Source organism: Hamadaea sp. (assembly GCF_013362815.1).
Lineage (GTDB): Bacteria > Actinomycetota > Actinomycetes > Mycobacteriales > Micromonosporaceae > Hamadaea.
The window spans coordinates 603,680-628,373 of sequence record NZ_JABFVK010000013.1 but is presented as its reverse complement, the minus strand read 5'-3'; the positions used below and the strand labels follow the sequence as shown (position 1 = coordinate 628,373).

General features: G+C 70.3%; 26 protein-coding genes. 13 read left to right on the top strand and 13 right to left on the bottom strand.

The features are described 5' to 3' along the window. Positions 1-22: 22 nt before the first annotated feature. The gene (locus HOV77_RS07825) at positions 23-1,366 is read right to left on the bottom strand and encodes a PQQ-binding-like beta-propeller repeat protein (protein WP_290859576.1); all 1,344 of its coding nucleotides are present in this window, start codon (positions 1,364-1,366) and stop codon (positions 23-25) included. A gap of 376 nt (positions 1,367-1,742) precedes the next feature. Between HOV77_RS07825 and HOV77_RS07820 the strand changes: the two genes are divergently transcribed. Then, complete coding sequence (locus HOV77_RS07820) at positions 1,743-2,609, top strand: universal stress protein (RefSeq protein ID WP_290859573.1); 867 nt, start codon at positions 1,743-1,745, stop codon at positions 2,607-2,609. 8 nt (positions 2,610-2,617) lie between these two features. On the opposite strand, the gene HOV77_RS07815 is transcribed toward HOV77_RS07820, so the two are convergent. Continuing rightward, a complete protein-coding gene (locus HOV77_RS07815; RefSeq protein ID WP_290859571.1) occupies positions 2,618-4,570 on the bottom strand; it encodes an aconitate hydratase in 1,953 nt (650 codons plus the stop codon). Positions 4,571-4,727: 157 nt separating this feature from the next. On the opposite strand from HOV77_RS07815, the gene HOV77_RS07810 reads away from it, so the two are divergent. Next, positions 4,728-5,165: an SRPBCC family protein gene (locus HOV77_RS07810; RefSeq protein ID WP_290859569.1), complete on the top strand. Its 438-nt coding sequence runs from the start codon at positions 4,728-4,730 to the stop codon at positions 5,163-5,165. Between the two features lie 15 nt (positions 5,166-5,180). Here the strand turns inward: HOV77_RS07810 and HOV77_RS07805 are convergent, their stop codons facing one another. After that, positions 5,181-5,846, bottom strand: a complete 666-nt coding sequence (locus HOV77_RS07805) for a hypothetical protein (protein WP_290859567.1) — start codon at positions 5,844-5,846, stop codon at positions 5,181-5,183. Positions 5,847-5,963: 117 nt separating this feature from the next. Here HOV77_RS07805 and HOV77_RS07800 point away from each other — a divergent pair, with 117 nt between their 5' ends. Then, positions 5,964-6,770, top strand: coding sequence for an MBL fold metallo-hydrolase (locus HOV77_RS07800; protein WP_290859565.1), 807 nt, complete (start codon positions 5,964-5,966; stop codon positions 6,768-6,770). Positions 6,771-6,946: 176 nt separating this feature from the next. Here the strand turns inward: HOV77_RS07800 and HOV77_RS07795 are convergent, their stop codons facing one another. Both HOV77_RS07795 and HOV77_RS07790 read right to left on the bottom strand, forming a co-directional pair. Continuing rightward, a complete protein-coding gene (locus HOV77_RS07795; RefSeq protein ID WP_290859562.1) occupies positions 6,947-7,420 on the bottom strand; it encodes a DinB family protein in 474 nt (157 codons plus the stop codon). A 10-nt stretch (positions 7,421-7,430) separates the two neighbouring features. Next, a complete protein-coding gene (locus HOV77_RS07790; RefSeq protein WP_290859558.1) occupies positions 7,431-8,249 on the bottom strand; it encodes a GDSL-type esterase/lipase family protein in 819 nt (272 codons plus the stop codon). A 62-nt stretch (positions 8,250-8,311) separates the two neighbouring features. Between HOV77_RS07790 and HOV77_RS07785 the strand changes: the two genes are divergently transcribed. Genes HOV77_RS07785 through HOV77_RS07775 form a run of 3 tightly spaced genes read left to right on the top strand, consistent with a single transcriptional unit; the run spans position 8,312 to position 12,170 of the window. Continuing rightward, positions 8,312-8,761 (top strand): SRPBCC family protein, encoded by a 450-nt coding sequence (locus tag HOV77_RS07785; protein WP_290859552.1) that lies wholly within the window; start codon positions 8,312-8,314, stop codon positions 8,759-8,761. A gap of 41 nt (positions 8,762-8,802) precedes the next feature. Then, on the top strand, positions 8,803-11,151 hold the full coding sequence (locus HOV77_RS07780; RefSeq protein WP_290859550.1) for a glycoside hydrolase family 95 protein: 2,349 nt from the start codon (positions 8,803-8,805) through the stop codon (positions 11,149-11,151). A gap of 5 nt (positions 11,152-11,156) precedes the next feature. Continuing rightward, positions 11,157-12,170: an aldo/keto reductase gene (locus HOV77_RS07775; RefSeq protein WP_290859548.1), complete on the top strand. Its 1,014-nt coding sequence runs from the start codon at positions 11,157-11,159 to the stop codon at positions 12,168-12,170. A 100-nt stretch (positions 12,171-12,270) separates the two neighbouring features. Here the strand turns inward: HOV77_RS07775 and HOV77_RS07770 are convergent, their stop codons facing one another. Together HOV77_RS07770 and HOV77_RS07765 are read right to left on the bottom strand one after the other, a co-directional pair. Continuing rightward, complete coding sequence (locus HOV77_RS07770) at positions 12,271-12,948, bottom strand: winged helix-turn-helix domain-containing protein (protein ID WP_290859546.1); 678 nt, start codon at positions 12,946-12,948, stop codon at positions 12,271-12,273. A 71-nt stretch (positions 12,949-13,019) separates the two neighbouring features. Next, a complete protein-coding gene (locus HOV77_RS07765; protein WP_290859543.1) occupies positions 13,020-13,871 on the bottom strand; it encodes an alpha/beta hydrolase in 852 nt (283 codons plus the stop codon). A gap of 52 nt (positions 13,872-13,923) precedes the next feature. On the opposite strand from HOV77_RS07765, the gene HOV77_RS07760 reads away from it, so the two are divergent. Continuing rightward, the gene (locus HOV77_RS07760) at positions 13,924-14,619 is read left to right on the top strand and encodes a TetR/AcrR family transcriptional regulator (RefSeq protein WP_290859541.1); all 696 of its coding nucleotides are present in this window, start codon (positions 13,924-13,926) and stop codon (positions 14,617-14,619) included. Positions 14,620-14,631: 12 nt separating this feature from the next. Here HOV77_RS07760 and HOV77_RS07755 read toward each other — a convergent pair whose 3' ends face one another. Further along, positions 14,632-15,417: a class I SAM-dependent methyltransferase gene (locus HOV77_RS07755; RefSeq protein WP_290859539.1), complete on the bottom strand. Its 786-nt coding sequence runs from the start codon at positions 15,415-15,417 to the stop codon at positions 14,632-14,634. Between the two features lie 47 nt (positions 15,418-15,464). On the opposite strand from HOV77_RS07755, the gene HOV77_RS07750 reads away from it, so the two are divergent. Beyond that, on the top strand, positions 15,465-16,034 hold the full coding sequence (locus tag HOV77_RS07750) for a TetR/AcrR family transcriptional regulator (RefSeq protein ID WP_290859537.1): 570 nt from the start codon (positions 15,465-15,467) through the stop codon (positions 16,032-16,034). A gap of 11 nt (positions 16,035-16,045) precedes the next feature. Here HOV77_RS07750 and HOV77_RS07745 read toward each other — a convergent pair whose 3' ends face one another. Then, on the bottom strand, positions 16,046-16,375 hold the full coding sequence (locus HOV77_RS07745; RefSeq protein ID WP_290859535.1) for a helix-turn-helix transcriptional regulator: 330 nt from the start codon (positions 16,373-16,375) through the stop codon (positions 16,046-16,048). Between the two features lie 137 nt (positions 16,376-16,512). Here HOV77_RS07745 and HOV77_RS07740 point away from each other — a divergent pair, with 137 nt between their 5' ends. Further along, on the top strand, positions 16,513-17,145 hold the full coding sequence (locus tag HOV77_RS07740; protein ID WP_290859530.1) for an ATP-dependent Clp protease proteolytic subunit: 633 nt from the start codon (positions 16,513-16,515) through the stop codon (positions 17,143-17,145). After that, positions 17,142-17,744, top strand: a complete 603-nt coding sequence (locus tag HOV77_RS07735) for an ATP-dependent Clp protease proteolytic subunit (protein ID WP_290859523.1) — start codon at positions 17,142-17,144, stop codon at positions 17,742-17,744. Before HOV77_RS07740 ends, HOV77_RS07735 begins: the two co-directional genes overlap by 4 nt. Positions 17,745-17,775: 31 nt before the next feature. Here HOV77_RS07735 and HOV77_RS07730 read toward each other — a convergent pair whose 3' ends face one another. Continuing rightward, positions 17,776-18,321, bottom strand: coding sequence for a thioredoxin domain-containing protein (locus HOV77_RS07730; RefSeq protein ID WP_290859520.1), 546 nt, complete (start codon positions 18,319-18,321; stop codon positions 17,776-17,778). After that, complete coding sequence (locus HOV77_RS07725) at positions 18,318-18,797, bottom strand: redoxin domain-containing protein (RefSeq protein WP_290859518.1); 480 nt, start codon at positions 18,795-18,797, stop codon at positions 18,318-18,320. The genes HOV77_RS07730 and HOV77_RS07725 overlap by 4 nt, the downstream gene beginning before the upstream one ends. Before the next feature lie 89 nt (positions 18,798-18,886). Between HOV77_RS07725 and nhaC the strand changes: the two genes are divergently transcribed. After that, positions 18,887-20,347 carry a Na+/H+ antiporter NhaC gene (gene nhaC, locus HOV77_RS07720; RefSeq protein ID WP_290859516.1) on the top strand — a complete coding sequence of 487 codons (1,461 nt, stop codon included), beginning with the start codon at positions 18,887-18,889 and terminating at the stop codon, positions 20,345-20,347. Here nhaC and HOV77_RS07715 read toward each other — a convergent pair. Together HOV77_RS07715 and HOV77_RS07710 are read right to left on the bottom strand one after the other, a co-directional pair. After that, complete coding sequence (locus HOV77_RS07715) at positions 20,340-21,557, bottom strand: sugar efflux transporter (RefSeq protein ID WP_290859513.1); 1,218 nt, start codon at positions 21,555-21,557, stop codon at positions 20,340-20,342. The two genes, nhaC and HOV77_RS07715, sit on opposite strands and share 8 nt — an antisense overlap. After that, positions 21,554-22,078 (bottom strand): hypothetical protein, encoded by a 525-nt coding sequence (locus HOV77_RS07710; RefSeq protein WP_290859511.1) that lies wholly within the window; start codon positions 22,076-22,078, stop codon positions 21,554-21,556. The genes HOV77_RS07715 and HOV77_RS07710 overlap by 4 nt, the downstream gene beginning before the upstream one ends. Positions 22,079-22,185: 107 nt before the next feature. On the opposite strand from HOV77_RS07710, the gene HOV77_RS07705 reads away from it, so the two are divergent. Beyond that, positions 22,186-23,640: an MFS transporter gene (locus HOV77_RS07705; RefSeq protein ID WP_290859509.1), complete on the top strand. Its 1,455-nt coding sequence runs from the start codon at positions 22,186-22,188 to the stop codon at positions 23,638-23,640. 42 nt (positions 23,641-23,682) lie between these two features. Continuing rightward, a complete protein-coding gene (locus tag HOV77_RS07700; RefSeq protein ID WP_290859507.1) occupies positions 23,683-24,684 on the top strand; it encodes a sigma-70 family RNA polymerase sigma factor in 1,002 nt (333 codons plus the stop codon). Positions 24,685-24,694 lie beyond the last annotated feature (10 nt).

Genomic DNA, 24,694 nt, shown 5'->3' with positions numbered 1-24,694 from the left:
TGCGCGCTTAGTATTTCCCGTGTCAACGCACCCCCGCCACTCGCCAGGCCTTGGCGGCGGACTTGCCGTCGCCGGCGCAGAACAGCCAGCCCGAGGCCACCTGGCACTCGCGCGCGTCGCCGAGGTCGGCCACGGCCCGGACTCGGCTTCCGTCGACCACGCCCAGCCAGGCATGGCCGCCACGGCGCGGCTCGTAGAGGGTGTAGAGCCGATCGCCGAGCACGCCGCCGACCCGCCAGACGCCCAGTTCGACGTCGACGTGCCCGGTCGCCGCGTCCACGAGAGCGGCGGTCGTCGTCTGGAAGACCGGCAGCAAGACCCGTCCGCCCAGCTCGATCTGGGTGTGCGACCACGACGTCGTCCGCCGCCACTGCGCGATCCGGGTCTCCGGATCGACGGCGACGAGGTCCGAATCGATGGTCAGGCACATCAGCGGGCCGCACCGGGGATCGCCGATGACGTCGGGGGTCGCGTTCGGGACGGCGTTCGGCGCGACGACCGTGATCGGCATGATCGCGACCGGGTCCGATCCGACGGCGGCCAGTCCGTACGTGAGCACGCCTTTGTCTCCGAAATAGACCAGCACGGCCGACGACCCGACCGCGAGGATCGGCACGACGGCCTCCCGCACCGAACCGAGCAGGCGGCTCCGCCCGGTCGCCACGTCCAGCAGGCTCAACTGGATCCGGCCACCTAACGAACTGTCCTCCATGGGCAGATAGGTTCCCGCGAGAACCGCCGGCGACTCGGCGTACGCCGGATAGACGTGGGCGCTGTCGTCATGCCACACCTCGCTTCCGTCATCCGCGCGGACGCCGACCAGCCCCGTCTCGTCTTGCATCACGACGACTCCGGCCGACGGCGCATTCGATGCCAGCGCGCCCGAGCGCTGCCAGCGCGCCGTTCCCCGGCGGCCGTCGAGGGCGACGGTCAGGCCCGGAGTCACCTCCATCCGCATCACCGACCCGTCGTCGGTGACCACCCGGGTGGCCTGCCGGCTCACCACGAGCACCAGGTCACCGACGGCGCGCAGGTCTTCGATCGGCCGGCCCGACTGGTACGCCCACAGCTGCGTACCGGTGATCAGGGAGTACGCCCGCAGTTCGAAGTCCTTCTGGGTCACCACGTACGCCCGATCGCCGGAGACGAGGACCGGCCCGTCCGCCGAGACGGCCGGAAGACGCACCGGTGCGATCGCCGGTACGCCGGGCGCCGCGCCCGCTTGGGTCGCCAGCACGATGGCGAGGAGCAGTCCACCGCCGACAGCCAACCGTTGCCGCCGCAGCGCAGCGCGTACGCCGTGCAGCCGGGAGGGCCGGTCGTCGTCGGCCGGCGGCGGCGCGACGTCCAAGTCGATCAGGGTCATGCCGATACGACGCCCGGGCTCGCCGAGTCCGTTGCCCGGGCTCGCCCAGTCCGTTCCTGAGGGCGGGACAAGTCGGCAAGAAGGTGACCGTAGTGCGTCTGGGCGGCCGCTCCACCTGGGGGGTGGGGGTTGGCGAAGCAGCCGCCCAGACGGCGGGAGAACCATGACCCGCAACGAGCCGGGCGCGCCAGGGGGGTGAACGCCCGCTCGATCTTGGACCTTAGAGCGCCGCCCGCGCCGCGAGACTCGGCCGGACGGCCACCATGATCACCATCATCACGTCACGATCCCGGCATCGGTGTCAGCCCTGCGCTCGGCGAGCCTAGGTTTGTGGGCGTACACGCCCGGGTACGCGACTACCAGAGAAGGTGATCACGTGGATGCCAAACCCCCGGTGGTGGTCGGCGTGGACGGGTCACCCGCGGCGATGGAGGCTGCCCGCTGGGCGGCCGCGTACGCTGTCCGCCACGGTGCGTCGCTGCGCTGCGTCTACGGCTATCACTTGCCGCTATACGGATACTCCCCGATCGGTTCGCTCGGGGAGATGGAGAACTTCGACGCCCGGGCCCGCCGGAACGCCGAGGACATGCTGGCCACCACGGCCGATCGGCTGCGGGCGGCGTACGCCGGGCTGGAGATCGACACCCAGTTGGAGATCGGCGGCGGGACGGCAGTCCTCGTCGAGGCCTCCCGCGAGGCGATCGCCACCGTCGTCGGCGCCCGGGGCGACGGCGGGTTCACCCATCTGCTGCTCGGTTCGGTCGCCGACCAGGTGACCGTGCACGGGCTCGGCCCGATCATCGTGGTACGCGGGCCGGCGCCCGACCGGGGCCCGGTCCTCGTCGGCGTCGACGCGTCCGACCATGCCGCCCGCGCCCTCCGGTACGCCGCCGCCGAAGCCGCCTTGCGCAACACCGACCTGGTCGTGCTGAACGCGTACACCGAAACGTTGCATCCGCGAACGGCGGACGCGGCGGCCGAGGGCAAGGCCGAAGCCGAGCGCCTGCTCGCCGACGTGACTGCCGACCTGCCCGGACTGCATCCGCGCCTGCACATCGAGCTGCGGCCCGTTTACACCGGGCGCACGGATCAGGCGATGATCGAGGCGTCCGCCGGAGCCGTCCTCACCGTGGTCGGCTGCCGGGGACTGGGCGGGCTCCGCAGCCTGCTGCTCGGTTCGACTTCCCGGGCGCTGACCCACCACGCCGCCGGTCCGGTCGCGGTGGTCCACCGCAACGCTTGATCCGCCGGCTACTGAGGACCGGCCTGCTCCTGCTGCCGGAGCAGCGGGATCTGTCCACCGGCGAGCACCATGGCGACTTGACGCTCCGACAGCCGGTGCCGCAGCCGCAGGGGCTGACCGTCGCTTGTGGACGCCTCCAGCTCCGGCCCGGCGGCGAGCGCCTCGCGTACGCCGTCCAGCACGAGCACGTCTCCGGCGTTCAGGCGGTCGTAGTCACTCGGGTCGGCGAACTCCAGGGCAAGCACCCCGAAATTGGCGAGGTTCTGCCAATGGATGCGGGCGTAAGAACGGGCGACGACGAGGCGCAGTCCCAGATGGCGCGGCGCCAGCGCCGCATGCTCTCGCGAGGAGCCTTGCCCGTAGTTGTTCCCGGCGACGATGGCATGCGGGCCCAAAGACCGCACCCGTCCGGCGTACCCGTGCTCGATCTGTTCGAAGACGAAATCCGCGAGTCGCGTGATGTCGCTGCGGTGCGGCAATGCTCGCGCGCCGGCCGGCATGATCTCGTCGGTCGAGACGTCGTCGCCGAGCTTGAGCGAGACGGGCAGGTCGAGGCGGTCGGGCAGGGGGTCGAGATCGGGCAGGCGGCCGATGCTCGGGGCCTTGTCGAGCGGGACCTCGGCGGCCTCATCCGGCGGCAGCGGCGTTTCGATGGCCGCGATCCCCGGCATCGGCTCGGGCAGGCGCAGCTTCGGGAAGTCGATGCCGAGCAGCGACGGCAGGTCCCGAGGGTCGGTGATCTCGCCGGTGAGCGCGGCAGCGGCCGCCGTTTCCGGGGAGCAGAGCCACACCTGATCGTCGTGCGTTCCCGAGCGGCCGGGGAAATTGCGCGGGAACGTACGCAGGCTGTTGCGCCCGAGCGCGGGAGCCTGACCCATGCCGATGCAGCCGAGGCAGCCGGTCTGATGCAGCCGGGCCCCGGCCCGGATCAGCTCGAGTGTCGCACCCATGGCGGTGAGTTCGGCGAGGGTCTGCCGGGACGCGGGGTTGACGTCCAGCGACACCTGCGGGTGCGTACGCCGCCCGGCCACGATGGCGGCGACGATCGCCGCGTCCCGCAGACCGGGGTTGGCCGAGGAACCGACGACGACCTGATGCACCGGCTGCCCGGCGACCTCGCGTACCGGAGTCACGTTGCCGGGCGACTGCGGGGCGGCGATCAACGGCTCCACAGTCGACAGATCGATCTCGTCCGTCAGGTCGTACTCTGCGTCGGGGTCGGCGAGCAGCTCTACGAAATCCTGCTCCCTCCCCTGCCCGCGCAGGAACGCCGCCACCTGCTCGTCGGCCGGGAACACCGTCGCGGTCGCGCCCAATTCCGCGCCCATGTTGGCGATCACGTGCCGATCCATCGCGGTCAACCGGGCCAGCCCCGGCCCGTGATACTCGATGATCTTGTTGACGCCGCCGCCGACACCGTGCCGGCGCAGCATCTCCAGGATCACGTCCTTGGCGCTCACCCACGGCTTCAGCTCACCGGTGAGGCGTACGCCCCAGATCTGCGGCATCCGCACGAACAGCGGCTGCCCGGCCATGGCCATCGCCACCTCCAGGCCGCCGACCCCGATCGCGAGCATGCCGAGGCATCCGGCCGCGCACGTGTGCGAGTCCGACCCGATCAAAGTCTTCCCTGGTACGCCGAACCGCTGCATGTGCGTCGGATGGGAGACGCCGTTACCCGGGCCGGAATACCAGAGGCCGAACCGGCGGCAGGCCGAACGCAGGAACAGATGGTCGGCCATGTTGAGTTCGTCGGCCTGCACGAGGTTGTGGTCGACGTACTGCGCCGACACCTCGGTGCGTACGCGGTCGAGGCCGAGCGCCTCCAGTTCCAGCATCACCATGGTGCCGGTGGCGTCCTGGGTGAGCGTCTGGTCGATGCGCAGCCCGATCTCGGCGCCCGGGGTGGTCTCGCCGGACAGCAGGTGGGCCGCGATGAGCTTCTGCGCCACGTTCGGCATGCGTACCAGTCTGCTCCTTTCTTGGCGGTCCGCACCTGCATGATCGTCGGCTTCCGACATTCGTGGGCCAAATCGTGCACTGATCGTCGGCACCCGACGATCATGTTCCCGAACGTGCCCGGTGTTTGCCGCGGGGCCAGCGGGGAATGGGGCTGTCATGGCCACCAAGCTTGTCGCCACCACCAGCGTCACCATCGATGCCGACCCCGCCGCGGTGTGGGGCGCGCTGACCGATCCGGCGACGGTCAGCCAGGCGTTCTTCGGAGCGGACGTCACGACGGACTGGCAGCCCGGATCGCCGATCCGGTTCGACGGTGACTGGGAGGGCCGCGAGTTCCACGACCACGGCGAGATCCTCGACGCCGAGCCCGGGCAGTATCTCCGGTTCACCCATTTCAGCCCGCTCTCGGGACTGCCCGACGAGCCGGACAACTACCACGTCGTGACGTTCGACCTGGTGCCGGTCGGTGACGAGACCACCGTGACGATCACCCAGACGAACGCCGGCAGCGAGGAAGAGGTCCGGCACTCGGAGAAGATGTGGGGCGACGTCCTGGCCGTCCTGAAGGACTCGGTCCGTCGATCGGACGCGTGACCCGCAGACCTACGGTCAGGCGTCGGTTTGGGACTCGGCGCGCTGCTTCCGGATGCGCTGAAGCGCATCACCCCAGGCATCGCCGGGCACGGCTGCGGTCTGCCTCCGGTCGACGAAGTGCTGCGGATGCCAGATCATCGCGTACGCGAGAGTGACGAGCACCGCCAACGCGGCCAGGACTTGCAGCCCCTGGGCGAGGTCTTCGAGCCAGGCGTACCAGGCGGGATAGACGAGCGCCTCGATCTCCGGGATGCGGGCCGACGAGGCCAGCGTCGTCATCTGATGGAGATAGTCGCCGAGCCGGAGCGTGACACTGAGGTCCGATCCGATGCCGAACAGCCCGAAGAGCAGCGTCGCCCCGGCCAGCAGCAGCGCATAGGTGCGGCCGCTCGCCGAGCCGCGGCGTACCGATCGCGCCAGCACCACTCCGGCGAGGCAGATCAGTCCGAGGACGATCAGCTCCACCGCGCCGCCCCGGTCACGGATGAGCGCCGGGATCTGCAATCCGTACTCGGCGGCGATCTGCCGGAAGACACCGGACAGCTTCGCCGCGTCGTCGGTGCTCCACCAGTAAAGCTCGAGCAATCCGTCCAGCACGAGCAGTAGCCCGGCCGCTGCTGACAGCCAGATCATCGCGACCGCGAGGCGTACGCTGCGCGGAACTTGTTCCATCCCCGTCATGCGCGCGACCATAGTCCACGGTGCGCATACACGAAAGCGCATATCGTACGCACCAACAGACGTGACGAAGCTGACGTGGGCTCGGCGTACCGAGCTGGTGATGGTTACTGTCGGGCCGTGGAAGCCAAGATCAGCCTGACTCGTCAGGACGCCGCGATCGCCGTCCTCGGCGGGCCGACCGCCGTCCTCGACCTCGGCGGCCTGCGCGTCGTCGTCGACCCGACCTTCGACGACGCCGGACCGCACGGAATTCTCACCAAGACGGCCGGTCCGGTCGTGGCGGAAGACGTCGTAGGCCCGGCCGACGTCGTGCTCGTCAGCCATGACCTGCACCCCGACAACCTCGACGACCGCGGTCGCGCGTACGCCCTGAAGTCGCCGCTGGTGGTGGCGGGTCCGGTGACCGCCGGGCGGCTCGGCGCGCCGGCGATCGGCGTACGCCCCTGGGACACCCACGTCGTCGCCCGGCCGGACGGCGGTGAGCTGACCATCCAGGTCGTGCCGGCCGTGCATGGTCCCGAGGACGCCGAACGCGACGCCGACGGCAACGTCAACTGCGAGGTCGCCGGGTTCGTCCTCACCGGACCGGGGCTGCCGACCGTCTACCTGAGCGGGGACAACGCCTCGATCCGCACGGTCGCCGAGATCGCCCGGCGCGTACCGCCGATCGACGTCGCCGTGCTCAACGTCGGGGCAGCCCGCGTACCAGCGCGATTCAACGGTCGTGCGCTGACTCTCGACGGTGACCGGGCCGCGGCGGCCGCGGCAGTGCTCGGCGCCGGCATCGTGGTGCCCGCGCACTACGACGGCTGGACGCACTTCGCCCAAGGTCTCGCCGAGATCGAGCGCGCATTCGACGACGCGGGCCTGTCGTCGCTGCTCCGCACCGCCCCGCACGGGACCTGGCTCCCCCTCCAGGGCTAAGCGGAGCCGGCCTCGGGCTTCACCTTGGTGGCGGTCCGGGGCCGGGCAACCCGACGATGTCGCCGACTTCGACCTTGGCAACGGATTTCCGACCGGGCGCATTCCCTGCGGATCACGGTTACGCAGGCCAAAACCGCCGGCGGAAGCATGCGTAACCGTGATCTGCAGCGGAGAGGTCAGCGGCCGGTGGAGCCGTCGATCAGCTCGCGGATGATGTCGGCGTGACCGGCGTGCCGGGCCGTCTCCTCCAGCATGTGGGCGAGAACCCAGCGCAGGTTCGACGGCGGCTGCGGACCGGGCTGCCCGCACTCGGCGTCCAGGTCACCCTGCTCCAGGATCGGCGCGACGTCCAACCAGGACTGCTGATATGCCGCCACCGCGGACGACACGGTGTCGCCGGGTAGCACCTCCTCGGACGGCAACTCGACCTCCTCGCCGGCGAACCGCCGGCGGAACCACGAGTACTCGGTCTGCGTGAGGTGTTTCAGCAGCCACAACAGACTTGTGCCGCTGCCGACCGGGGATTGGCGGGCGGCCTCGTCGGAGACGCCGGTGACCTTGCGGACCATCGACTCACGCTGGAACTGGAGTAACTGGACGAGGGTCTCCCGTTCGCCGGTGACGAGGCGGGGCGGTCGCTGATCAGCCATGCGCCCCAGTCTAGGCGAGGAGCTTGTCGAAGATCGGCTTGACCACCAGCGCGATGCGACCTGCGAGCTGCTGATATCCGGCGATGTTCGGGTGGACGGTGTCGTATGTGGACACTCCGTCGTAGGACACGAACGCGATGCGCTTGCCCGCCGCCGCCTGGCTCTTGACGTACTTCGGGATCCAGTCCTTGTAGCCGTAGTGGTAGTCGGTCATGCCGATGACCACGATGTAGACCCCCGGCTTGGTCTTGAAGATGAGGTTGATCCAGTCGGTCATCGCCTGGATCACGACCGAATCGGGCTGGTCGTTGCGCCCGCAGCAGTAGTCATTGCCGCCGCCTTGGAGGATGACCACCTCCGGTTGGGCGGCGGTGATCCAGCCCGCCGTCTCCTCGTACATGCTGGTGCTGTTGCACGGCGTCGCGTGGATGCAGGCACCGCCTTCGGCCTGCATGTCCTTGTCCGCCAGGCGGCTGTCGCCCCGCTTGTACGAGCCGACGTAGTCGATGGCGTACGCCGGAAGCTTCTTCAGCAGATCGAGGCGGTAGCCGTTCATCACCTCGTCCTGGGCTCCGGCGGAGATGGAGTCGCCGAGCACCATTACCTTGATCTTGCGTCCCGGCCGCTGGGTCGAGGCCTTCGCCGTGGGGCTCTTCGAGGAGCCGGCGACCGACGGAGCCGTGGTAGCCGAGATGCCGACCGTCTCCTGGGGCGCGGGCGTACCCGTCGGCGTCTCCGAAGGCGCAGCCGTTCCGGCCGGCTTGCCACCGCAGCCGGACACGAGGACTGCCATGATCACGAACGGCGCCACGAGCCTGATGAACCTCACCTGGAGAGTGTGGCGGCCCGCGGCCTCAAGGAGTGGCGCATTTCCGACTGTAGGCTGACCCGATGCCGCGCCAGCCCGAGCCCACCGCGATCGTCGTGGAGACCGAGATCGGCGTACACCCCGAGCAGGTCTGGGATGTCGTCCGGGATGTCGGCGCAGTGCACCGCCGCCTGCTGCCCACCCGGGTCGCCGGTACGCGGATCGACGGCGACCAGCGGTTCCTGACGTTCCCCGACGGCCACGTGATCCGCGAGGTCATCCGGTCGATCGAGGAGGACTCCCGGCGCTTGGCGTACGCCGTCGCCGAGGGCGCGCGGCCGCCGCTAGATCATCACGAGGCGGAGTTCCAGGTGTTTCCCGCCGGCGAAGGGCGCAGCCGGCTCGTGTGGACCGCCCGAGTTCTGCCGCCCCACCGCGCAGCCGAGGTACGCACGCGGATGGAGTACGGCATCGCCGACATGCGCCGCGCGATCGAATCCGCGGATGCGGTACCCGGCCCACTGACGACCTAGTGCCGTTGGCCGGGCGCCCGACGAAGTCTAGGCTGTCGGCCGTGCCGGAACTGATCTTCGTATCCCCCGCCGCCACCTGGGAAGAGGCGACCCCGGTGGGCAACGGCCGCCTGGGCGCGATGGTGTACGGCGGCTTCCCCGTCGAACGGATCAGCCTGAACGAGGACACGTTCTGGTCCGGCCCCGGCGACACCACCGTCCCCGATGTCCCGGCGGGCCTGCTCGACGAGGTACGCCGCCTCATTCGAGCAGGCGAGTTCGTCGCGGCGGGCGACCTCCTCCGGCGTACGCAGGGCGCCGATGCGGAGGCGTACCAGCCGGTCGGTGATCTGGAGATCACGCACGTGGAGCCGGCCGGCGGCGGTACCTACCGCCGAACGCTCGACCTCCGCGACGGCATCGCGACCGCCGAACGCGAGAAGGCCGCCGAACGCGGAGACTGCGGCGGTTTCCGGCAGGAAGTCCTGGCCAGCGCCGACTATCAGGTCATCGCCATCCGTCTGGACGGCGGCGTGGACGCCGACCTCCGCTGGAGGACGCCGCAGCAGCGAGCGGAGATCCGGCCCGACGGCGACGGTCTCGTCCTGGAGGTGGCCGCACCCCGGCACGTCATTCCCTGGCCTCGCCGCGATGGCGAAGTCCCCGCCGACGACGGGTCGATGCGGGCGTACGCCGTCTTCCACGTGGCCACGGACGGCGGCAGTGTCCAGACCACTGTGGACACCGTGAGCATCCGGCAGGCGCGGTCGGCGACCGTTTACGTCGCGATCCGGACGAGCTTCGACGGCTGGGATCGGCCACCGTCCAAACACGGTTACGAACAGGCGGCCCGCGCTGACCTCGACCGCGCCCGAGCAGCAGGCTGGACGGCGATCAAAGCAGCGCACATCGCGGAGCATCGAGCGCTGATGGACCGGGTCACGCTGACCCTCGACACCGAAGACGACCGATCCGCGCAGCCGACCGATGAACGCCTACGCCGCCGGGCCGCCGGGGAGCCAGACGAGCAGCTGCCGGTGCTCGCCTTCGCATACGGGCGTTATCTGCTGGCCGCCTCCTCCCGCCCCGGTACGCAGGCAGCCCACCTCCAAGGCCTGTGGAACCCGCACGTCGTCCCACCGTGGAACTGTGAGTACACGGTGAACATCAACACGCAGATGAACTACTGGCCGGCGGAGACGACGGCGCTCGCCGACTGTCATGAGCCGCTGCTGCGGATGATCGGCGAGCTGGCCCAGGCGGGCCGGCCGACCGCCCGCGAGCTGTACGGCGCCCGCGGCTGGACCTGCCACCACAACACCGACCTGTGGCGGATCACCGTGCCGGTCGGGCTCGGCCAGGGCGACCCGATGTGGGCGCAGTGGCCGATGGCCGGGGCCTGGCTGGTCACGCACCTGGCCGAGCACTGGCGGTTCGGGCGGGATCTGGACTTCCTGCGGCAAGCGCTGCCGATCGCGGCCGACGCCGCCCGCTTCGTCCTCGACCTGCTCGTCGAGAACGCCGACGGCCACCTGATCACCTCCCCGTCGACCAGCCCGGAGAACCAGTTCGTTACCCCGGCCGGTCCGGCCAGCGTCGAAGAGGGCACGGTCATGGACCTCGTGCTGGCCCGGGAACTCTTCGAGTTCCTGATCGAGGCCGAGGCCGCGCTCGGGCCAGCCGGAAGGGCCGAGGCCGCGCTCGGGCCAGCCGAAGAGGGAGATCCCGAGGATCGGGCCACGATCGAGGAGGCCCGGCAGGCGCTCGCCCGGCTGGCACCGCTGCGGATCGGCAGTCAGGGCCAGCTGCTGGAGTGGTCGGCCGAGCGTACCGAGGTCGAGCCGCATCACCGGCACGTGTCGCATCTCGTGGGCTTCTTCCCCGGGCGTACGTCCACTGGGGACGCAGCGCTCGAAGCAGCCGCGCGGCGGTCACTGGAACTGCGGCGGGACGCCGGAACGGGCTGGTCCATCGCCTGGAAGATCGGGCTCTGGGCGCGGCTCCGGGACGGCGACGCCGCCCATCGGCTGCTGGGCGAATACCTGCGGCCGACCACGGGAGAAGGCGGCGGGGTCTATCCGAGCCTGCTTTGTGCGCATCCACCGTTCCAGATCGACGGCAACTTCGGCGTCACGGCGGGCATCGCCGAGCTGCTCGTGCAGAGCCACGGGCGGGCCGACGGCGTACCAGTGATCGAGCTGCTTCCGGCGCTGCCGTCGGCGTGGCCGTCCGGCCGCGTCACCGGACTGCGCGCCCGGGGTGGGGTCACCGTCGAGGAGCTGACCTGGGCCGATGGCGAGCTCACCCGCGCCCGGTTGCTCGCCACTGCTCCGGCCACTGTGGACGTCGTCTGGAGTGGACGCCGCAAGCGGATCACCCTCGAGGCCGGAGAACGACACGCGCTAGGCTGATGATCATGCGCTACCGCCTCCTCGGCAATACCGGCCTGCGAGTCTCCGAACTGTTCCTCGGCGCGATGACCTTCGGCGAGCAAGGCGGCGTCGGCGCGCCCCTCGACGAGTGTCGCCGCATCCTCGACCGGTACGCCGAAGCAGGCGGCAACGTCGTCGACACCGCGGTGAACTACCGGGGCGGGGCGAGCGAGGAGTTCCTGGGTGAGCTGCTCGACGGTCGCCGCGACGAGTTCGTGCTGGCGACCAAGTACACCGTCTCGCGCGACGGCCGCGACCCGAACGCCGCCGGGAATCATCGCAAGAATCTGGTGCGTTCGCTGGAGACCAGCTTGCGACGGCTGCGCACGGATTACCTCGACGTCTACTGGGTGCATCTCTGGGATCGCCACACGCCCGTCGAGGAGACGATGCGTGCGCTCGACGACGTGATCCGGGCCGGGAAGGTGCTGTACATCGGCATCTCCGACGCTCCGGCGTGGGTCGTGGCGCGGGCCAACGTCCTCGCGCAGTGGCGCGGCTGGACGCCGTTCGCCGGTCTGCAAGTCCCATATAGCCTGCTCAATCGCGACATCGAGCGCGAACTGCTGCCCATGGCCGAGGCCACCGGGATGACCGTCGCCGCGTGGAGTCCGCTCGCGGGCGGCATCTTGTCCGGCAAGTACACCGCCGGGACCGCCGAAGCGTCGAGCCGTCTCACCGCGGCGAATCTGTCCGAGCGCGATCACACCGTCGCCCACGCGGTCCAACAGGCCGCCGACGAGCTCGGCGCGACCCCCTCGCAGGTCGCGCTGGCCTGGGTCCGCGCCCGCTCACGGTCCGTACACCCCATCGTGGGCGCGCGGTCCCTCGCCCAGCTCGACGACAATCTCGGCGCGCTCGACCTCACGCTTCCCGACCATGTGGTACGCCGTCTGACCGAAGCCGCCGACTTCTCCGTCGGCTTCCCCACCGAGTTCATCGCGCAGACCAGCGACTGGGTGTTCGGCGAAGCCGGCCGTCGCGTGGACGGCCGGTGACGGAGCCGTCCACAAGCGACGATGCGAGATCATCAGCCCGAAAAGTGTCACCGCTGGCCCGGATTGTGACACGTATCGGGATGCGGATCTTGCCGATACCTCAGGGAACGGCGTCCCAGGGCTCGAGGACGGCCCGGCCGCGCGAAGTCAGGGCGAGCGCCCGCCCGGTGCCGATCGGGGTGACCCAGCCGTCGGCCTTGGCCTGAGCGCACAACGCCGCACCGATCGCGCCGCCGAGATGCTCGACGCGCTCGGTCCAGTCCAGACAGCCACGCAGCGGAGGCCGCCGCGACGGGGCGGGCAGCACGACACCGAGTTCGGCAAGCCAGTCGGAGCCGCGGTCGGTCAGCGCCGGGCCATCCGTCCAAGTGACGAACTCGTGCCGGGTCATCGCTCGGGCGATGGTGACGCCGAGCGCGCCCGCGAGATGGTCGTAACAGGTCCGGGCGTACGCGAGCGCCTGGCCGCGCCGGTCGTCGGCCAGCCCCCGCACCGGTACGCGAATCTTCGGTGCCGCCTGCGCCATCGCCTCGATCAGGGCGGCCGTATCGGTGTCGCGCAGCCGGACGTATCGGTGCCGTCCCTGGCGCTGCTCGACGAGGAGGCCCCCGGCGACCAGCCGGTGCACATGCTCGGTGGCGGTCGACGCGGCCACCCCGCCCTGCCGGGCCAGCTCGGAGACGGTCCAGGCCCGGCCGTCCAGCAACGCCAGGCAGAACCCGGCGCGGGTGCGGTCGGCGAGCAGAGAGGCGAATCCGGCCAGGTCAGGCGTGGTCACCGTCCCATGATGCCTCGGCGACGGTTCGGCCGGCGCCGAAGCGTACCGGGGTTGGCGTCGCGGGCGGGGCCCTACGCGAAGAAGTCGCGGAGGACTTCGGCCACTTGCTCGGGCCGGCCGTCGTTCTCGGGTCCGGAATGGCCGAGACCAGGCATTGTGCGTCGGCTGACGCCGGGGATGACGGCGGCGAGCGCGTCCAGCGCGACTCCGAGGTACGCCGGGCTGCGGCTGCCGCCGAGGAGCAGCACGCGGGCGTCGAGCTGGGCGAACAGGCCCGCAGTGTCCGCGGCTTCGCGAACGAGCGCCATGTCGTAGTGCATGGTCGGCGTGAGCGCCTCGATCGACACATCGCCCGCCGGGACATCGCGTTGCAGCCGGACCGCGAGCGGCATCAGCAGGTCCAGCACCGGCCGGGGCACGCGATTGAACAGCGGCTCGACGCCCATCGACTTGAGCGCGGTCACCAGCGCCTTGCCCGACTTCCCGGCGGCGATCTCGCGGTCGAAACGGTCCAGCCAGGCGGTCGGGGCGGAGCCGCCGACCGACAGCGGCGGCTCGTAGGCCGCCACTCGGTCAAGTTGCGGCAGCGTGCGGGCCGCGTACAGGGCGATCAGGCCGCCCGAGCTCAACCCGAAGATCCGGGTCGCTCCCGTCGCTTCGGCGAGAGCTGCGACGTCCTCCACTTCCCGAGCCAGCTGGTACTCCGAACCGTGCGGTCCGCTACTGCCACGTCCCCGCCGATCGGGAACGGCGACCGTGAAGTCCCCGGCGAGCGCGTACGCCAGCCGCATCATGTGCTGCGCCGCGAGCATGCTCCCGTGCAGGACCAGGATCGGGGGTCCGTCGCCGAGCAGCCGGTATCCGATGACGGTGCCGTCGGCGGAGGTCACCGACTCCTGAGAAACTGAGAACGCTGTTCGCATAATGCGACGGTAGCTTACCGCGTACAGTGATCGCAATAATGGGGTGATGAGCGTGACCGAACCGATCTGGCTGCGCCCCGAACGAGGCGCTCGGGGTCCCCGGCCGGCCCATCGCCGGGAAGACATCGCCGCGACGGCGGTACGCCTCGCCGACGCCGAGGGCCTCGACGGAGTGTCCCTGCGCCGGGTCGCCACCGAGCTCGGCACCGGCCCGGCCACGCTGTACCGCTACATCGTGAACAAGGACGAGCTGTTCGACCTGATGGTGGACGCCGTCCTCGGGGAGGCTCGGCCACCCGAGCCGTCCGGCGACTGGCGGACGGATCTCTCGGCGGTGGCCGCCGCGCAACGCGAGCTCGCCCTGCGGCATCCCTGGTTGGCGGGCCTCCCCGCGTCCCGGCCGTCGCTCGGCCCGAACGGGCTGGCCTGGCAGGAGGCCACCTATGCCACCCTCGCCGGACTCGGGCTGACCGCCGACGAGACGCTGCTCCGGGTGCAGACCGTGCTGACCTTCGTCCGCGGCCACGTCATCGAGGAACTCGCCGAACGCGAGGCCGTCCGGCGTTCCGGGCAGGATCTGCGCGGCTGGCTCGACATCCAGAGCGCGTACGGCGAGTCCATCATGGGCAGCGGGCGGTATCCCGAGCTCAGCCGGATCATGCTGGAGGCCGAGACGCCACACGCCGCCGACCGGTTCGACCGGCTCTTCCAGTACGGCTTGGCGCGCCTCCTAAGCGGAATCGGCTGACGCATTTCCGTGCTAGTCGCGGACGGCGGTGAAGCCGACGGTGGCGTAGCGCATCGTGAACGTGCCGCCGAGCTCGTCGATCGCCGCGCCGGTCGCCGCCAGCACCTCGGCCAGCTGCTCCGGCGCGAGGCGGGTGAGACCGCCCGACGTGGGCAGCTGCGCAAGCCATTCGTCTCGGGTGTACGCGCGCTCCCAGTCGAACCGGAACGGCTTCGGCTCCCCGAATCGGCCGGTCTGACCGGCCACCTCGGCGAACTTGGCGTACATGCCCTGGTAGCCGTCGAGGACCGAGACGTCCGGCGGCGGCACCGGCAGCTGCGGCGCGATCCGGCGGATCACGGCCACGCTCGCCCGCCCGATCTCGGCCGGTGGCTCGAAGGCGTGCCCGAACGGAGCCAGTACGCCGCCCGGCCGCAGTACGTCGGCCGCCTTCCGTGCGCCGGCCAGCGGATCGATCCAATGCCACGCCGTTCCGGCGACCACCGCGTCGAATCGTCGCTCCCCCGCGTCCCAGCTCTCGAAGGTCGCCACTTCGGCGGTGATCCCCGTGCTTTCGGCGTACGCGGCCATCCGGGGATCGGGCTCGACGCCGAGCACCACGCACCCGGCGGCCCGGAACTGCCGGGCGGCGATGCCGGTGCCGCAGCCGACGTCGAGGACCGCCGGCCCGGGGCTGAGCTCGACGATCCGGGCGATCATCTCCGCCGGGTACGCCGGACGTGTGCGGTCGTAGCGGACCGCGTCCACGCCGAACGACTCCGCCATCTGCCGGTTCTGGTGCGGCTCTAGAATGGGCATGTGCCCACACTAGTGGGCGCTTGCCCACTTAGCAACGGGAGAGACCTGTGCCGACCGGCGTGGCCCTACGCGACGTACGCCAACAGCTGTTCGACGCCGCCGAGCGCATCCTGCTGCGGGACGGGCCGAGCGCGCTCACCAGCCGGGCGGTCACCGACGAGGCGGGGGTGGCGAAAGGCGTACTGCACAAGCACTTCGCCGACTTCGACGGGTTCCTCGCCGACTTCGTCCTCGACCGGTTCCAGCAGACCGCAACCGGTGATCTTCCGGAGCTCGTCGGCGTCGGTTCCGTCGCGGAGAACGTCACGAACGCGTTGACCGCCCTGTTCAGCTCGGTCGCGCTCGCCATCGTGCCGCTGGTGACGTTCCGGGACGAACTGCGTACGCGGCTGCGCGAAACGTGGCCGGCCGGCATTCCGGTGCTGACCGACGGCGCGATCATGCTCGGCGAATACCTCGCCGCGGAACAGCGCCTGGGCCGGGTCGACGCGTACGCCGACCCCGAGACCCTGGGCGCGATGCTGATCGGGACCGCTCACCTGCGGTTCGCCGACCGCAGCGCCGGACCGCCCACGCCGGAGGCGGTACGCACGATCGTCGACTCGGTCCTGCGCTGAGGTTTGGGCGGTCAGGCGGCTAGTGCGTACGCCGCCCGGCAGGTCGGCCCGGTGAACACGCTCGGCCGCAGGTTCCTGAGGTTCTCCGCGATCGCCGCCGCGACGTCGACGAGAGCGACGTCCAGCGCTCCGGTGACCGCGGCGATCATCTCGCTGGACGGTTCCTTGGTGCCGCGCTCCATCTCGGAGAGGTACTGCGGCGACACTCCTGCCCGTCCCGCCGTTTCGGCCAGCGTCTCCCCACGCTCCTGGCGAAGCGATCGGAGCTGCTCGCCGAGGGCGTGCCGCCACAGCGGCTCGCGGCCGGCGGAAGTGTCGTCTGTCCGGGGGGTCTCAGCCACGCCTCATCGTAAGGCGGGCAAGGGCCCCACGAGCGGCTCTTCCGCCCACAGCCGAACGCGTTCTTCGCTGCTGTGAGCAGATCTGCCGACGGCAGACGAGCCCGCGTTCGGCCGTATGCGGCGGGCAGGGTGGACGCATGAGCGATGAGCACAAGCCCCTGATGTTCACCGAGCGCGTCCGGCGCGAGCTGTACGAGCAGCGCGTCCTCGTCCTAGACGGCCCGCTGGACGACGACAACGGCACCCTCCTGACGTCACAACTGATCACCTTGGCGATGGATGATCCGTCCACCGACATAGCACTGTGGATTCACTCGCCGGGCGGGTCGGTCCCGGCGATGCTGGCCATCCGCGACGTCATGCGGCTGATTCCGTGCGCCGTGTCGACCTTGGCGCTCGGCATCGCCTACAGCGCCGGCCAGTTCCTGCTCTCAGCCGGGACCAGCGGCAAGCGCCGGGCGATGCCGCACGCCCGGGTCCTCATGCACCAAGGCTCGGCGGGCATCGCAGGCACCGCGGTCGACGTCGAGTTGCAGGCCAACGACCTGCGGCATACGCGCGACACGGTGTTGCGCCTGATCGCCGAGGACACCGGCCAGCCCGTCGAGCGGGTGTTCGAGGACTCCTTGCACGACCGTTGGTACACCGCCCAAGAGGCGCTCGAGTACGGGTTCATCGACGAGATCGTGGCGGAGTTCGACGACATCGCGCCTCGGGGCCGCCGCCGCTACGTCGGTCTCCGCGCGACCGAGGAGGGGGCGTCTCGATGAGCAGCTACATGATCCCGAACGTCATCGCCCAGCATCCGCGCGGCGATCGCGTCATGGACGTCTACTCGCACCTGCTGACCGAGCGCGTCGTCTATCTCGGCACGGCGCTCGACGCCGGAGTCGCTAACGCGCTCGTGGCACAGCTGCTGCACCTGGAGGCGGACAACCCGGAGCGCGAGATCCAGCTCTACATCAACTGCGAGGGCGGAGATCCCAGCGCGATGCTGGCCGTCTACGACACGATGCGCTACATCAGGCCGCAGATCGCGACGATCTGTGTCGGGCAGGCGGTCGCCGTCGGCGCGGTGCTCCTGGCGGCGGGTACGTCCGGCAAGCGCGCGGCGTTGCCGCATGCCCGCATCGTGCTGCATCAACCCGCCGCACAGGGACGCGGCGCGATCCCCGACCTGATCCTCCAGGCCGACGAGGTGGTCCGGGTCCGGGCCGACATCGAGGAGGTCCTCGCCCGGCATACGGGGCAGAGTGCTGCGACTCTGCGCGCCGACACCGACCATGACCGCGTGTTCACCGCTGTGGCCGCCCAGCAGTACGGCCTCATCGATCACGTGATCGAGGAGCGTGACCAGAACGGCCGGTAGCGCATCGAAGGCGTACGGCGTCGCCTCCCCGTCACATCGGGCGGGCGGCGTCGACCGCCGCGATCAGCTCGGACAGCTCGTACCCGCCGTCATGGCGTACGCCGTTGACGAAGAACGTCGGCGTCCCGTTTACCCCGCTGCGTACGCCGCCGAGGAAGTCGTGGCGGATCCGGTCGGCGAAGACGCGGCCGGCCATCGACTTCACCATCTGACCGGACGGGTCCAGTTCGGCGGCGGCCGACGCCAGATGCGGCGGATCGAGCCGGTCCTGATGCGTGAACAGCCAGTCGTGGGCGTCCCAGAAGCGGTCGGGCGGGGCCGACTCCGCGAACTCCGCGGCCGGCTCGGCGGACGGATGGATGTCGCTCAGCGGGAAGTTGCGGAACACGAGGCGTACGACGTCGGCGCGCTCTCTCAGCAGCTCCTCGACGATCGGGTACGCCGCCCCGCAGTACGGGCACTGGTAATCCCCGTATTCCACGAGCGTGACCGGGGCGGACTCGGAACCGCGGATGTGATCGCCCGCGCCGACCGGGATGGTCAGCCGCCCGGTCTGGATCTCGAACGGGGTGGTCATGACGCATCCCCGCCCGACATCGCCTCCAGCGCCGACAGTATGCCGTCGGCACCCGGATTCACCCCGTTCGGCGACGCGAAACTCCAGAACACCGTGCCCGACGCGTCGATGACGAACAGGTTGCGCAACGATTCGCCGAGCTCGGCGTCATACGACCCGTACGCCCGCGACACCTCGCCCTTCGGCTCGAAGTCCGACAGCAGCGGGAACCGCAGATTGCGGCTGTCGGCGAACGCGCGGTGGCACCAGACGCCGTCAACGGAGATCCCGAACAGCTGGGCGTCGTACCGGTCGAACTCGCTCTTGACCGCCTGGTAGAGCGCCATCTGGTCGCTGCACACGGGGCTGAAGTCAGCCGGATAGAAGGCGAGCACGACCGGGCGTCCGCGCAGCGAGCTGAGGCTGACGGTCTCTCCCGGGCCGAACGGCAGGGTGAAGTCGGGCGCCTTGTCGCCGGACTGCGGCATCTCGGTCATACCGCCATCGTTACCCGAGTCTCGGCACCTTATCCCAGATATCGCCCAGAACAGCTGCCGCGTCCGTACAGTCACGACCAGGGGGCAGCATGTCGAGACAGCAGCGGGAGCCGTCGCTCCTGGACGCGATCGTTCCGCTCGTCGTCCTGGCCGGTCTGATCGCCGCGGCGCTGGCCATGTTCGGCCTCGACGCGCTCGACGGCCCGATCCAGGCCGCGTTGATCGTCTGCGTGCTGGTCGCCGGGCTGATCGGCATGAAGAACGGCCACACCTGGGCCGACGTCGAACGGGCCGCGCAGAACGCGTTCACCTCGATCACCAGCGCGGTGCTGATCCTGCTCGCGGTCGGCGCGCTGATCGGCATCTGGAACCTCTCGGGAACCATCCCGACGCTGGTCTATTACGGCATTCAAGCGCTGTCGCCGTCGTGGTACTACGCCGCGGCGGCGATCATCTGCGGCGCGGTCGCGATGAGCATCGGCAGCTCGTGGACGACCGCGGGAACGATCGGGGCCGGGCTCATCGGGGTGGCGGCGATGCTCGGCGTCTCCCCCGCCATCACGGCGGGCGCGGTGATCTCGGGGGCATACCTGGGCGACAAGCTCTCGCCGTTGTCCGAGACCACCATCCTGACCGCGCAGATGGTCAAGGTGGACGTCCATCAGCACATCAAACGCCAGGCCTGGACCTCGGTCCCCGCGTTCGTCCTGGCCACGGTGGCCTTTCTGGTTCTGAGTCTGGTACGCGCACCGGACGTGCACAATCCGGTCGGCAAAGAGGTGGAGCTGGCCAGTCTCGGCGACATCTACCACATCAACCCGTGGAATCTGCTGCCCTTGGTGCTGCTGGCGGTGCTGTCCGTCCGGAAGGTCCCGGCCACCCTCGCGCTGATGATCTCGGCGTTGTTCGCCGGCATCCTCGGGGCGTTCCTGCAACCGCAGGTCATGCGGGACTTCGTCGGCACGGCCGAGAATCCGGTGGTCGGCTCGATCAAGGGGATCTGGCGGGCGATGGCCAACGGGTTCGAGATCGACTCCGGCATCGGCGAAATCGACCGGCTGTTGTCGCGCGGTGGCATGGACAGCATGCTGCCCACCCTCTGGCTGATCATCGGCGCCGTCACCTTCGGCGCGATCCTCGAGGAGTTCGGCCTGATCAACCGGCTGGTCGATCCACTGATCCGGGCGGCGAGCAGCACCGGCCGGCTGTTCCTCGCGGTGTTCGCCTGCGGCTTCGGGCTCAACGTCGTCGCCGGCGACCAGTACATCGCGCTCGTCTTGCCGTCGCGAGTGTTCCGCCTGGAGTTCGAGAAGCGGGGCCTCGCCGCGACGAACCTGTCCCGCCTGGCGGCCGACAGCGCCACGGTCACCTCGCCGCTAGTGCCGTGGAACTCGTGCGGGGCGTTCATGGGCGCGGTGCTGGGCGTACCGGTGCTGTCTTATCTGCCGTACGCGATCTTCAACTACGCGAGCCCGGCGTTGAGCGTGCTGTACGGCATCACCGGATTCAAGATCGAGAAGGCGTCAGACCAGTCCACCGGCGCTACGTGACGGCCGGTTCGGCAGCCGGCGTCGGCCGGGTGGTCCACAGCAGGAGCAGGCCGACGGCGCAGACGGCGGTCGCGATCGGCCAGGCCAGCCGGAACCCGAAATGCTGGGCCACGCCGAACAGCGGCCCGGCGACCATCGCCCCGATCGGGAACGAGTTGGTGAACAGCGCGGTGGCCCGCCCGGGATGCCGGGGCAGCATGCCCTGCATGTAGGAGATGCCGACTCCGGCGACGGCCGAGATGAACAGCGCGTTCAGGATCTGCGCGGCCACCAGGTGCCAGACGGCGGTCGCCGTCGACGCGAGGGCGAAGTACGCCACGCCGCAGCAACTGCCGGCGAGCACCACCGTGCGTACGCTGATCCGGCTGGTGATCGCGCCGAGGCCGAGCATGAACGGGATCTCCAGGAAGGCGCACACGCCGAGGATCAGGCCGGTGTCGGTGACGTCGCCGCCGAGGTACCGCCCGATGTAGATCGGCAGGACCTGGGAGATCAGCGTCAGCGGCGCTTGCAGCAACGTGAACCCCGCCGCGGTCGCCATCAGCGTCCACCAGGAGGTCTCCAGCGGGACGTCGGCGTCGGCCGCGCCGGACGGGGTGGCCTTCGGCTGGGGCTGATCGGAGTCGAACAGGAAGAACACCAGCAGCCCGGCGACGGCGTACATCGCTCCGGCGAAGGCGTACAACCAGGTGAAGCCGCCGGCCTTCATGACGAACGCCGCCAGCGACGGGCCGACGACCCAGGCGACGGAGAACACCGTCCGCAGTGCGCTCAGTCCCAGGGTGGCCCGATCCGGCCGATCGCGCACGAGCACCTGGCGGGCGTACGCCAAAGTCTGCGGGAAGAGCGCATTGGCCAGGGCCCAGCCAGTCACCGCGAGCGTGAGCAGCAGCCAGTAGTTCCGGACGACGGCGGTCAGCCCGGCGCTGGCGAACCCGCCCACCGCTGCGAGGAGCATGAGCCCGCGCCGGACGGCCCGCCGGTCCGACAACCGGCCGAGCGCGCTGGCGGCGAAGACGCCGGACAGGGGCGAAACGACCAGGAACACCGTGATCTGGAGCGGGCTGGCGTGCACCGCGGTGTCGAGAAACAGCGCGAGGAACGGGTAGACCAGCGCGGTCGAGACGCCGACGGAGAAGAAGACGAGCGCGAGCGGCAGCATCGCGCGCCCGAGCCGACCGGCGGCGGCCCGCGTCTCGGTGGTGGTCATGACTCGGCGGGCGGGCCGCTGAGCCGCGTACGCAGCGTGCCCACGACCGGCACCGGATAGCCCTGCGCCAACTTCGCCGCGATGTCGTCCCGGGTCGCCAGCGCGCGCCGCCAGCCGACGACGTCGGTGGAGAAGATCTGCTCGTTCTGCCCGTCGTCGTACGCCGCCTCGACCGTCCACGGACGACGGAACAGCACCCGGGCCGGGATGGCGACCAGGAGCAGCAGAACGATGACGAGGATGTCGACGACGAGCAGCAGCAACGGCAGCAGGATGAACCAGAAGAGCAGTACGCCGACGATGAACAGCACGATCCCGAGAACGATCGCGCCCAAGTCGTCGCCGCCGCAGCCCCCGACGTCACCACAGCCGCTGAAGTCGCCGACACCGGAGCTCTTCTCGCCCTTGCGTTTGCGCCGCCAGGCCCCGAACCGCCGCACCAGCGCGCTCCACCGCGGCTGCCACACCACGCGTACGCCCCACGTCTGGCCGCTGGGGGTTTCGACCTTGACCGTTCGCACACGCGTACCCTAATGGGAGCGCACACAATGAGAGCGCGACCGTGACGGCCGTCTCATTCGCGGGTGCGCGCCGCCCAGTTCGGGCCGGCGGCGGTGTCACCATCGCCATGACTCACCACTCTCTGACCACCTCGCAGCGCTGGGTCGTCGGGCTCACGGCGATCTCCGCGCTGCTCGTCGGGCTCGACACCACCGTCGTGGCGACCGCGTTGACGACACTGCGCCTGGATCTGCACGCGTCCACCGAACAACTCGAGTGGACGGTGAACGCGTACACGTTGAGTTTCGCCGTCTTGCTGCTGACGGCGGCAGCGCTCGGCGATCGGTTCGGCCGGCGGCGGATCTTCCTCTTGGGTCTCGCCGTCTTCGCCGTGGCCTCGGCGGGCTGCGCCGCCGCACCGGACGCGGGCTGGCTCATCGCCGCCCGCGCGGTCCAGGGCGCGGGCGCGGCGGCCGTCATGCCGCTGGCGCTGACACTGCTCGGCGCGGCGGTCTCCCCAGCGACCCGAGCCCGCGCGCTGGGCATGTTCTCCGCGGTCGTCGGCACGTCCGTCCCGCTCGGGCCGGTGCTCGGCGGCGCGATCGCCGACGGCACGTCCTGGCGTTGGATCTTCTGGATCAACGTGCCGCTCGCGGCGATCCTCATCGGGCTGGTGCTGACCCGGATCTCGCCCAGCGCGGGCGTGAAGGTACGCCTGGACCTGCCCGGACTGCTGCTGTCGAGCGGGGCGGCGCTGGGGCTCGTCTGGGGCCTCGTCCGGGCCAACACCGCCGGGTGGACCGGCCCGGAGACGCTGCTGACGCTGGGCGCGGGAGTCGTCCTGACGGTGGCCTTCCTCCTGGTGGAGCGCCGGACCGATCAGCCGATGCTGCCGTTGCGGCTGTTCGGCGTACGCGCCTTCGCGGCGGGCAACGCCGCGATCTTCTTCGTGTGGGCGTCGGCCTTCAGCTCGGTCTACTTCATGGCACAGTTCTTCCAGGTGGGGCTGTCGACGGGACCGCTTGAGGCCGGGTTGCGGCTGGTGCCGTGGGGTGCGATGACGGCGCTGGTCCCCCGTTTGGTCGGCTCGCTGATCCCCCGGTACGGCGAGCGCCCGTTCATCGTGGGCGGCATGCTGCTGCACGGCCTCTCGATGGTGTGGATCGCCGCCGTCGCCGCGCCCGGGGTCGCGTACTGGGAGCTCGTGGCGCCGCTGATCTTGTCCGGCATCGGGGTCGCCGCCTCGATCCCGGCGACGCAGAGCGCGGTGCTCGGTGCGGTCGCTCCGCCCGATCTCGGCAAGGCGTCCGGGGCGTACGGCGCGTTGCGGCAGCTCGGCGGGGCGTTCGGCGTGGCGGCGGTCGTCGCCGTGTTCGCCGTCGCCGGCGGGTACGCCTCGCCCGCCGACTTCGTCGGGGGGTTCACTCCGGCGCTGGTCGGCTGCGCGGCGCTCGCCGTCGGGGCGGCCCTCGCCGGAACCGGTACGCTCGGCCGCCGGATCACCGCCCAGTTCGCGACCCCGGCGGTGTCCACTCCTTCGCAGAGCGCCGGTTCGTCGGAGAGTGCCACGGCGAGCCGCTGACGATGTGGTCAGGATGGGCGTAGACGGCGGAAGGACGGGATTGTGGTCACGACGGATCTGATCTCCCGGGCGCGGGCCGGCGACGGCGACGCGTTCCGGGCGCTCACCGAGCCGTATCGGCGGGAACTGCACGTGCACTGCTACCGCATGCTCGGTTCGGTGCAGGACGCCGAGGACGCGTTGCAGGACACCATGCTGGCCGCCTGGCAGGGCCTGGCCGGATTCGCGGAGCGATCGTCGATCCGGACCTGGCTCTACCGGATCGCCACCAACCGGTGCCTCAACACGCTCCGCTCGGCGCGACGGCGACCGGCCACGGAGTGGGGCTTTCCGGGGGTGAGCCCGCCCGAGCCCACCCAGCTCGGCGAAGTGCCCTGGCTGGAGCCGTATCCCGACGCGTTGCTGGCGGGCGCCTCGGGCGTGCCGATCGGGCCGGAGGCCCGCTACGAGCAGACCGAGTCCATCTCGCTGGCCTTCGTGACGGCGTTGCAGATCCTGCCGCCGCGCCAGCTCGCCGTCCTCGTGCTGCGGGACGTGCTCGGCTTCCACGCCGCCGAGGTGGCCGACATGCTCGACACGACGGTCGAGTCGGTGACCAGCGCACTCCGCCGAGCCCGGGCCGGTCTGCAGACCCGCCTGCCCGACCCGAGCGACCGCGCGCCCGCGCCGCCGACGGCGTCGGCGGCCGAGGACGCGATCGTCGCGAAGTTCGTCAGCGCGTACGAGTCGGCCGACGTCGGTGCGCTCGTGGCGTTGCTGACCGACGACGTGTTCATCTCGATGCCGCCGGTGCCGTTCGAGTACATCGGGATCGCCGCCGCCACCAGGTTCTGCGAGACGGTGTTCAGCACCGGCCGGCACTACGCTCTGCTGCCGACGCGGGCCAACGGATCACCGGCATTCGGCATCTACCGCCCCGCGGACGACGGTACGCATACCGGGATCGGGGTGATGGCGGCGACCCTGAGCGGCTCCCGGATCGCCGCCCTGACCAGGTTCGACGACCGATCGCTGCGGTGGTTCGGGCTGCCCTCCGAATGGTGAGGGCAGCCCG

What these genes read in the sequence shown, in the direction of transcription:
- HOV77_RS07825 (WP_290859576.1), bottom strand. Translation starts at nt 1,366, where the DNA reads ATGACCCTGATCGACTTGGACGTCGCGCCGCCGCCGGCCGACGACGAC.
- HOV77_RS07815 (WP_290859571.1), bottom strand. Translation starts at nt 4,570, where the DNA reads ATGCCGAACGTGGCGCAGAAGCTCATCGCGGCCCACCTGCTGTCCGGC.
- HOV77_RS07810 (WP_290859569.1), top strand. Translation starts at nt 4,728, where the DNA reads ATGGCCACCAAGCTTGTCGCCACCACCAGCGTCACCATCGATGCCGAC.
- HOV77_RS07805 (WP_290859567.1), bottom strand. Translation starts at nt 5,846, where the DNA reads ATGACGGGGATGGAACAAGTTCCGCGCAGCGTACGCCTCGCGGTCGCG.
- HOV77_RS07795 (WP_290859562.1), bottom strand. Translation starts at nt 7,420, where the DNA reads ATGGCTGATCAGCGACCGCCCCGCCTCGTCACCGGCGAACGGGAGACC.
- HOV77_RS07785 (WP_290859552.1), top strand. Translation starts at nt 8,312, where the DNA reads ATGCCGCGCCAGCCCGAGCCCACCGCGATCGTCGTGGAGACCGAGATC.
- HOV77_RS07775 (WP_290859548.1), top strand. Translation starts at nt 11,157, where the DNA reads ATGCGCTACCGCCTCCTCGGCAATACCGGCCTGCGAGTCTCCGAACTG.
- HOV77_RS07765 (WP_290859543.1), bottom strand. Translation starts at nt 13,871, where the DNA reads ATGCGAACAGCGTTCTCAGTTTCTCAGGAGTCGGTGACCTCCGCCGAC.
- HOV77_RS07755 (WP_290859539.1), bottom strand. Translation starts at nt 15,417, where the DNA reads ATGCCCATTCTAGAGCCGCACCAGAACCGGCAGATGGCGGAGTCGTTC.
- HOV77_RS07740 (WP_290859530.1), top strand. Translation starts at nt 16,513, where the DNA reads ATGAGCGATGAGCACAAGCCCCTGATGTTCACCGAGCGCGTCCGGCGC.
- HOV77_RS07735 (WP_290859523.1), top strand. Translation starts at nt 17,142, where the DNA reads ATGAGCAGCTACATGATCCCGAACGTCATCGCCCAGCATCCGCGCGGC.
- HOV77_RS07730 (WP_290859520.1), bottom strand. Translation starts at nt 18,321, where the DNA reads ATGACCACCCCGTTCGAGATCCAGACCGGGCGGCTGACCATCCCGGTC.
- HOV77_RS07725 (WP_290859518.1), bottom strand. Translation starts at nt 18,797, where the DNA reads ATGACCGAGATGCCGCAGTCCGGCGACAAGGCGCCCGACTTCACCCTG.
- nhaC (WP_290859516.1), top strand. Translation starts at nt 18,887, where the DNA reads ATGTCGAGACAGCAGCGGGAGCCGTCGCTCCTGGACGCGATCGTTCCG.
- HOV77_RS07715 (WP_290859513.1), bottom strand. Translation starts at nt 21,557, where the DNA reads ATGACCACCACCGAGACGCGGGCCGCCGCCGGTCGGCTCGGGCGCGCG.
- HOV77_RS07705 (WP_290859509.1), top strand. Translation starts at nt 22,186, where the DNA reads ATGACTCACCACTCTCTGACCACCTCGCAGCGCTGGGTCGTCGGGCTC.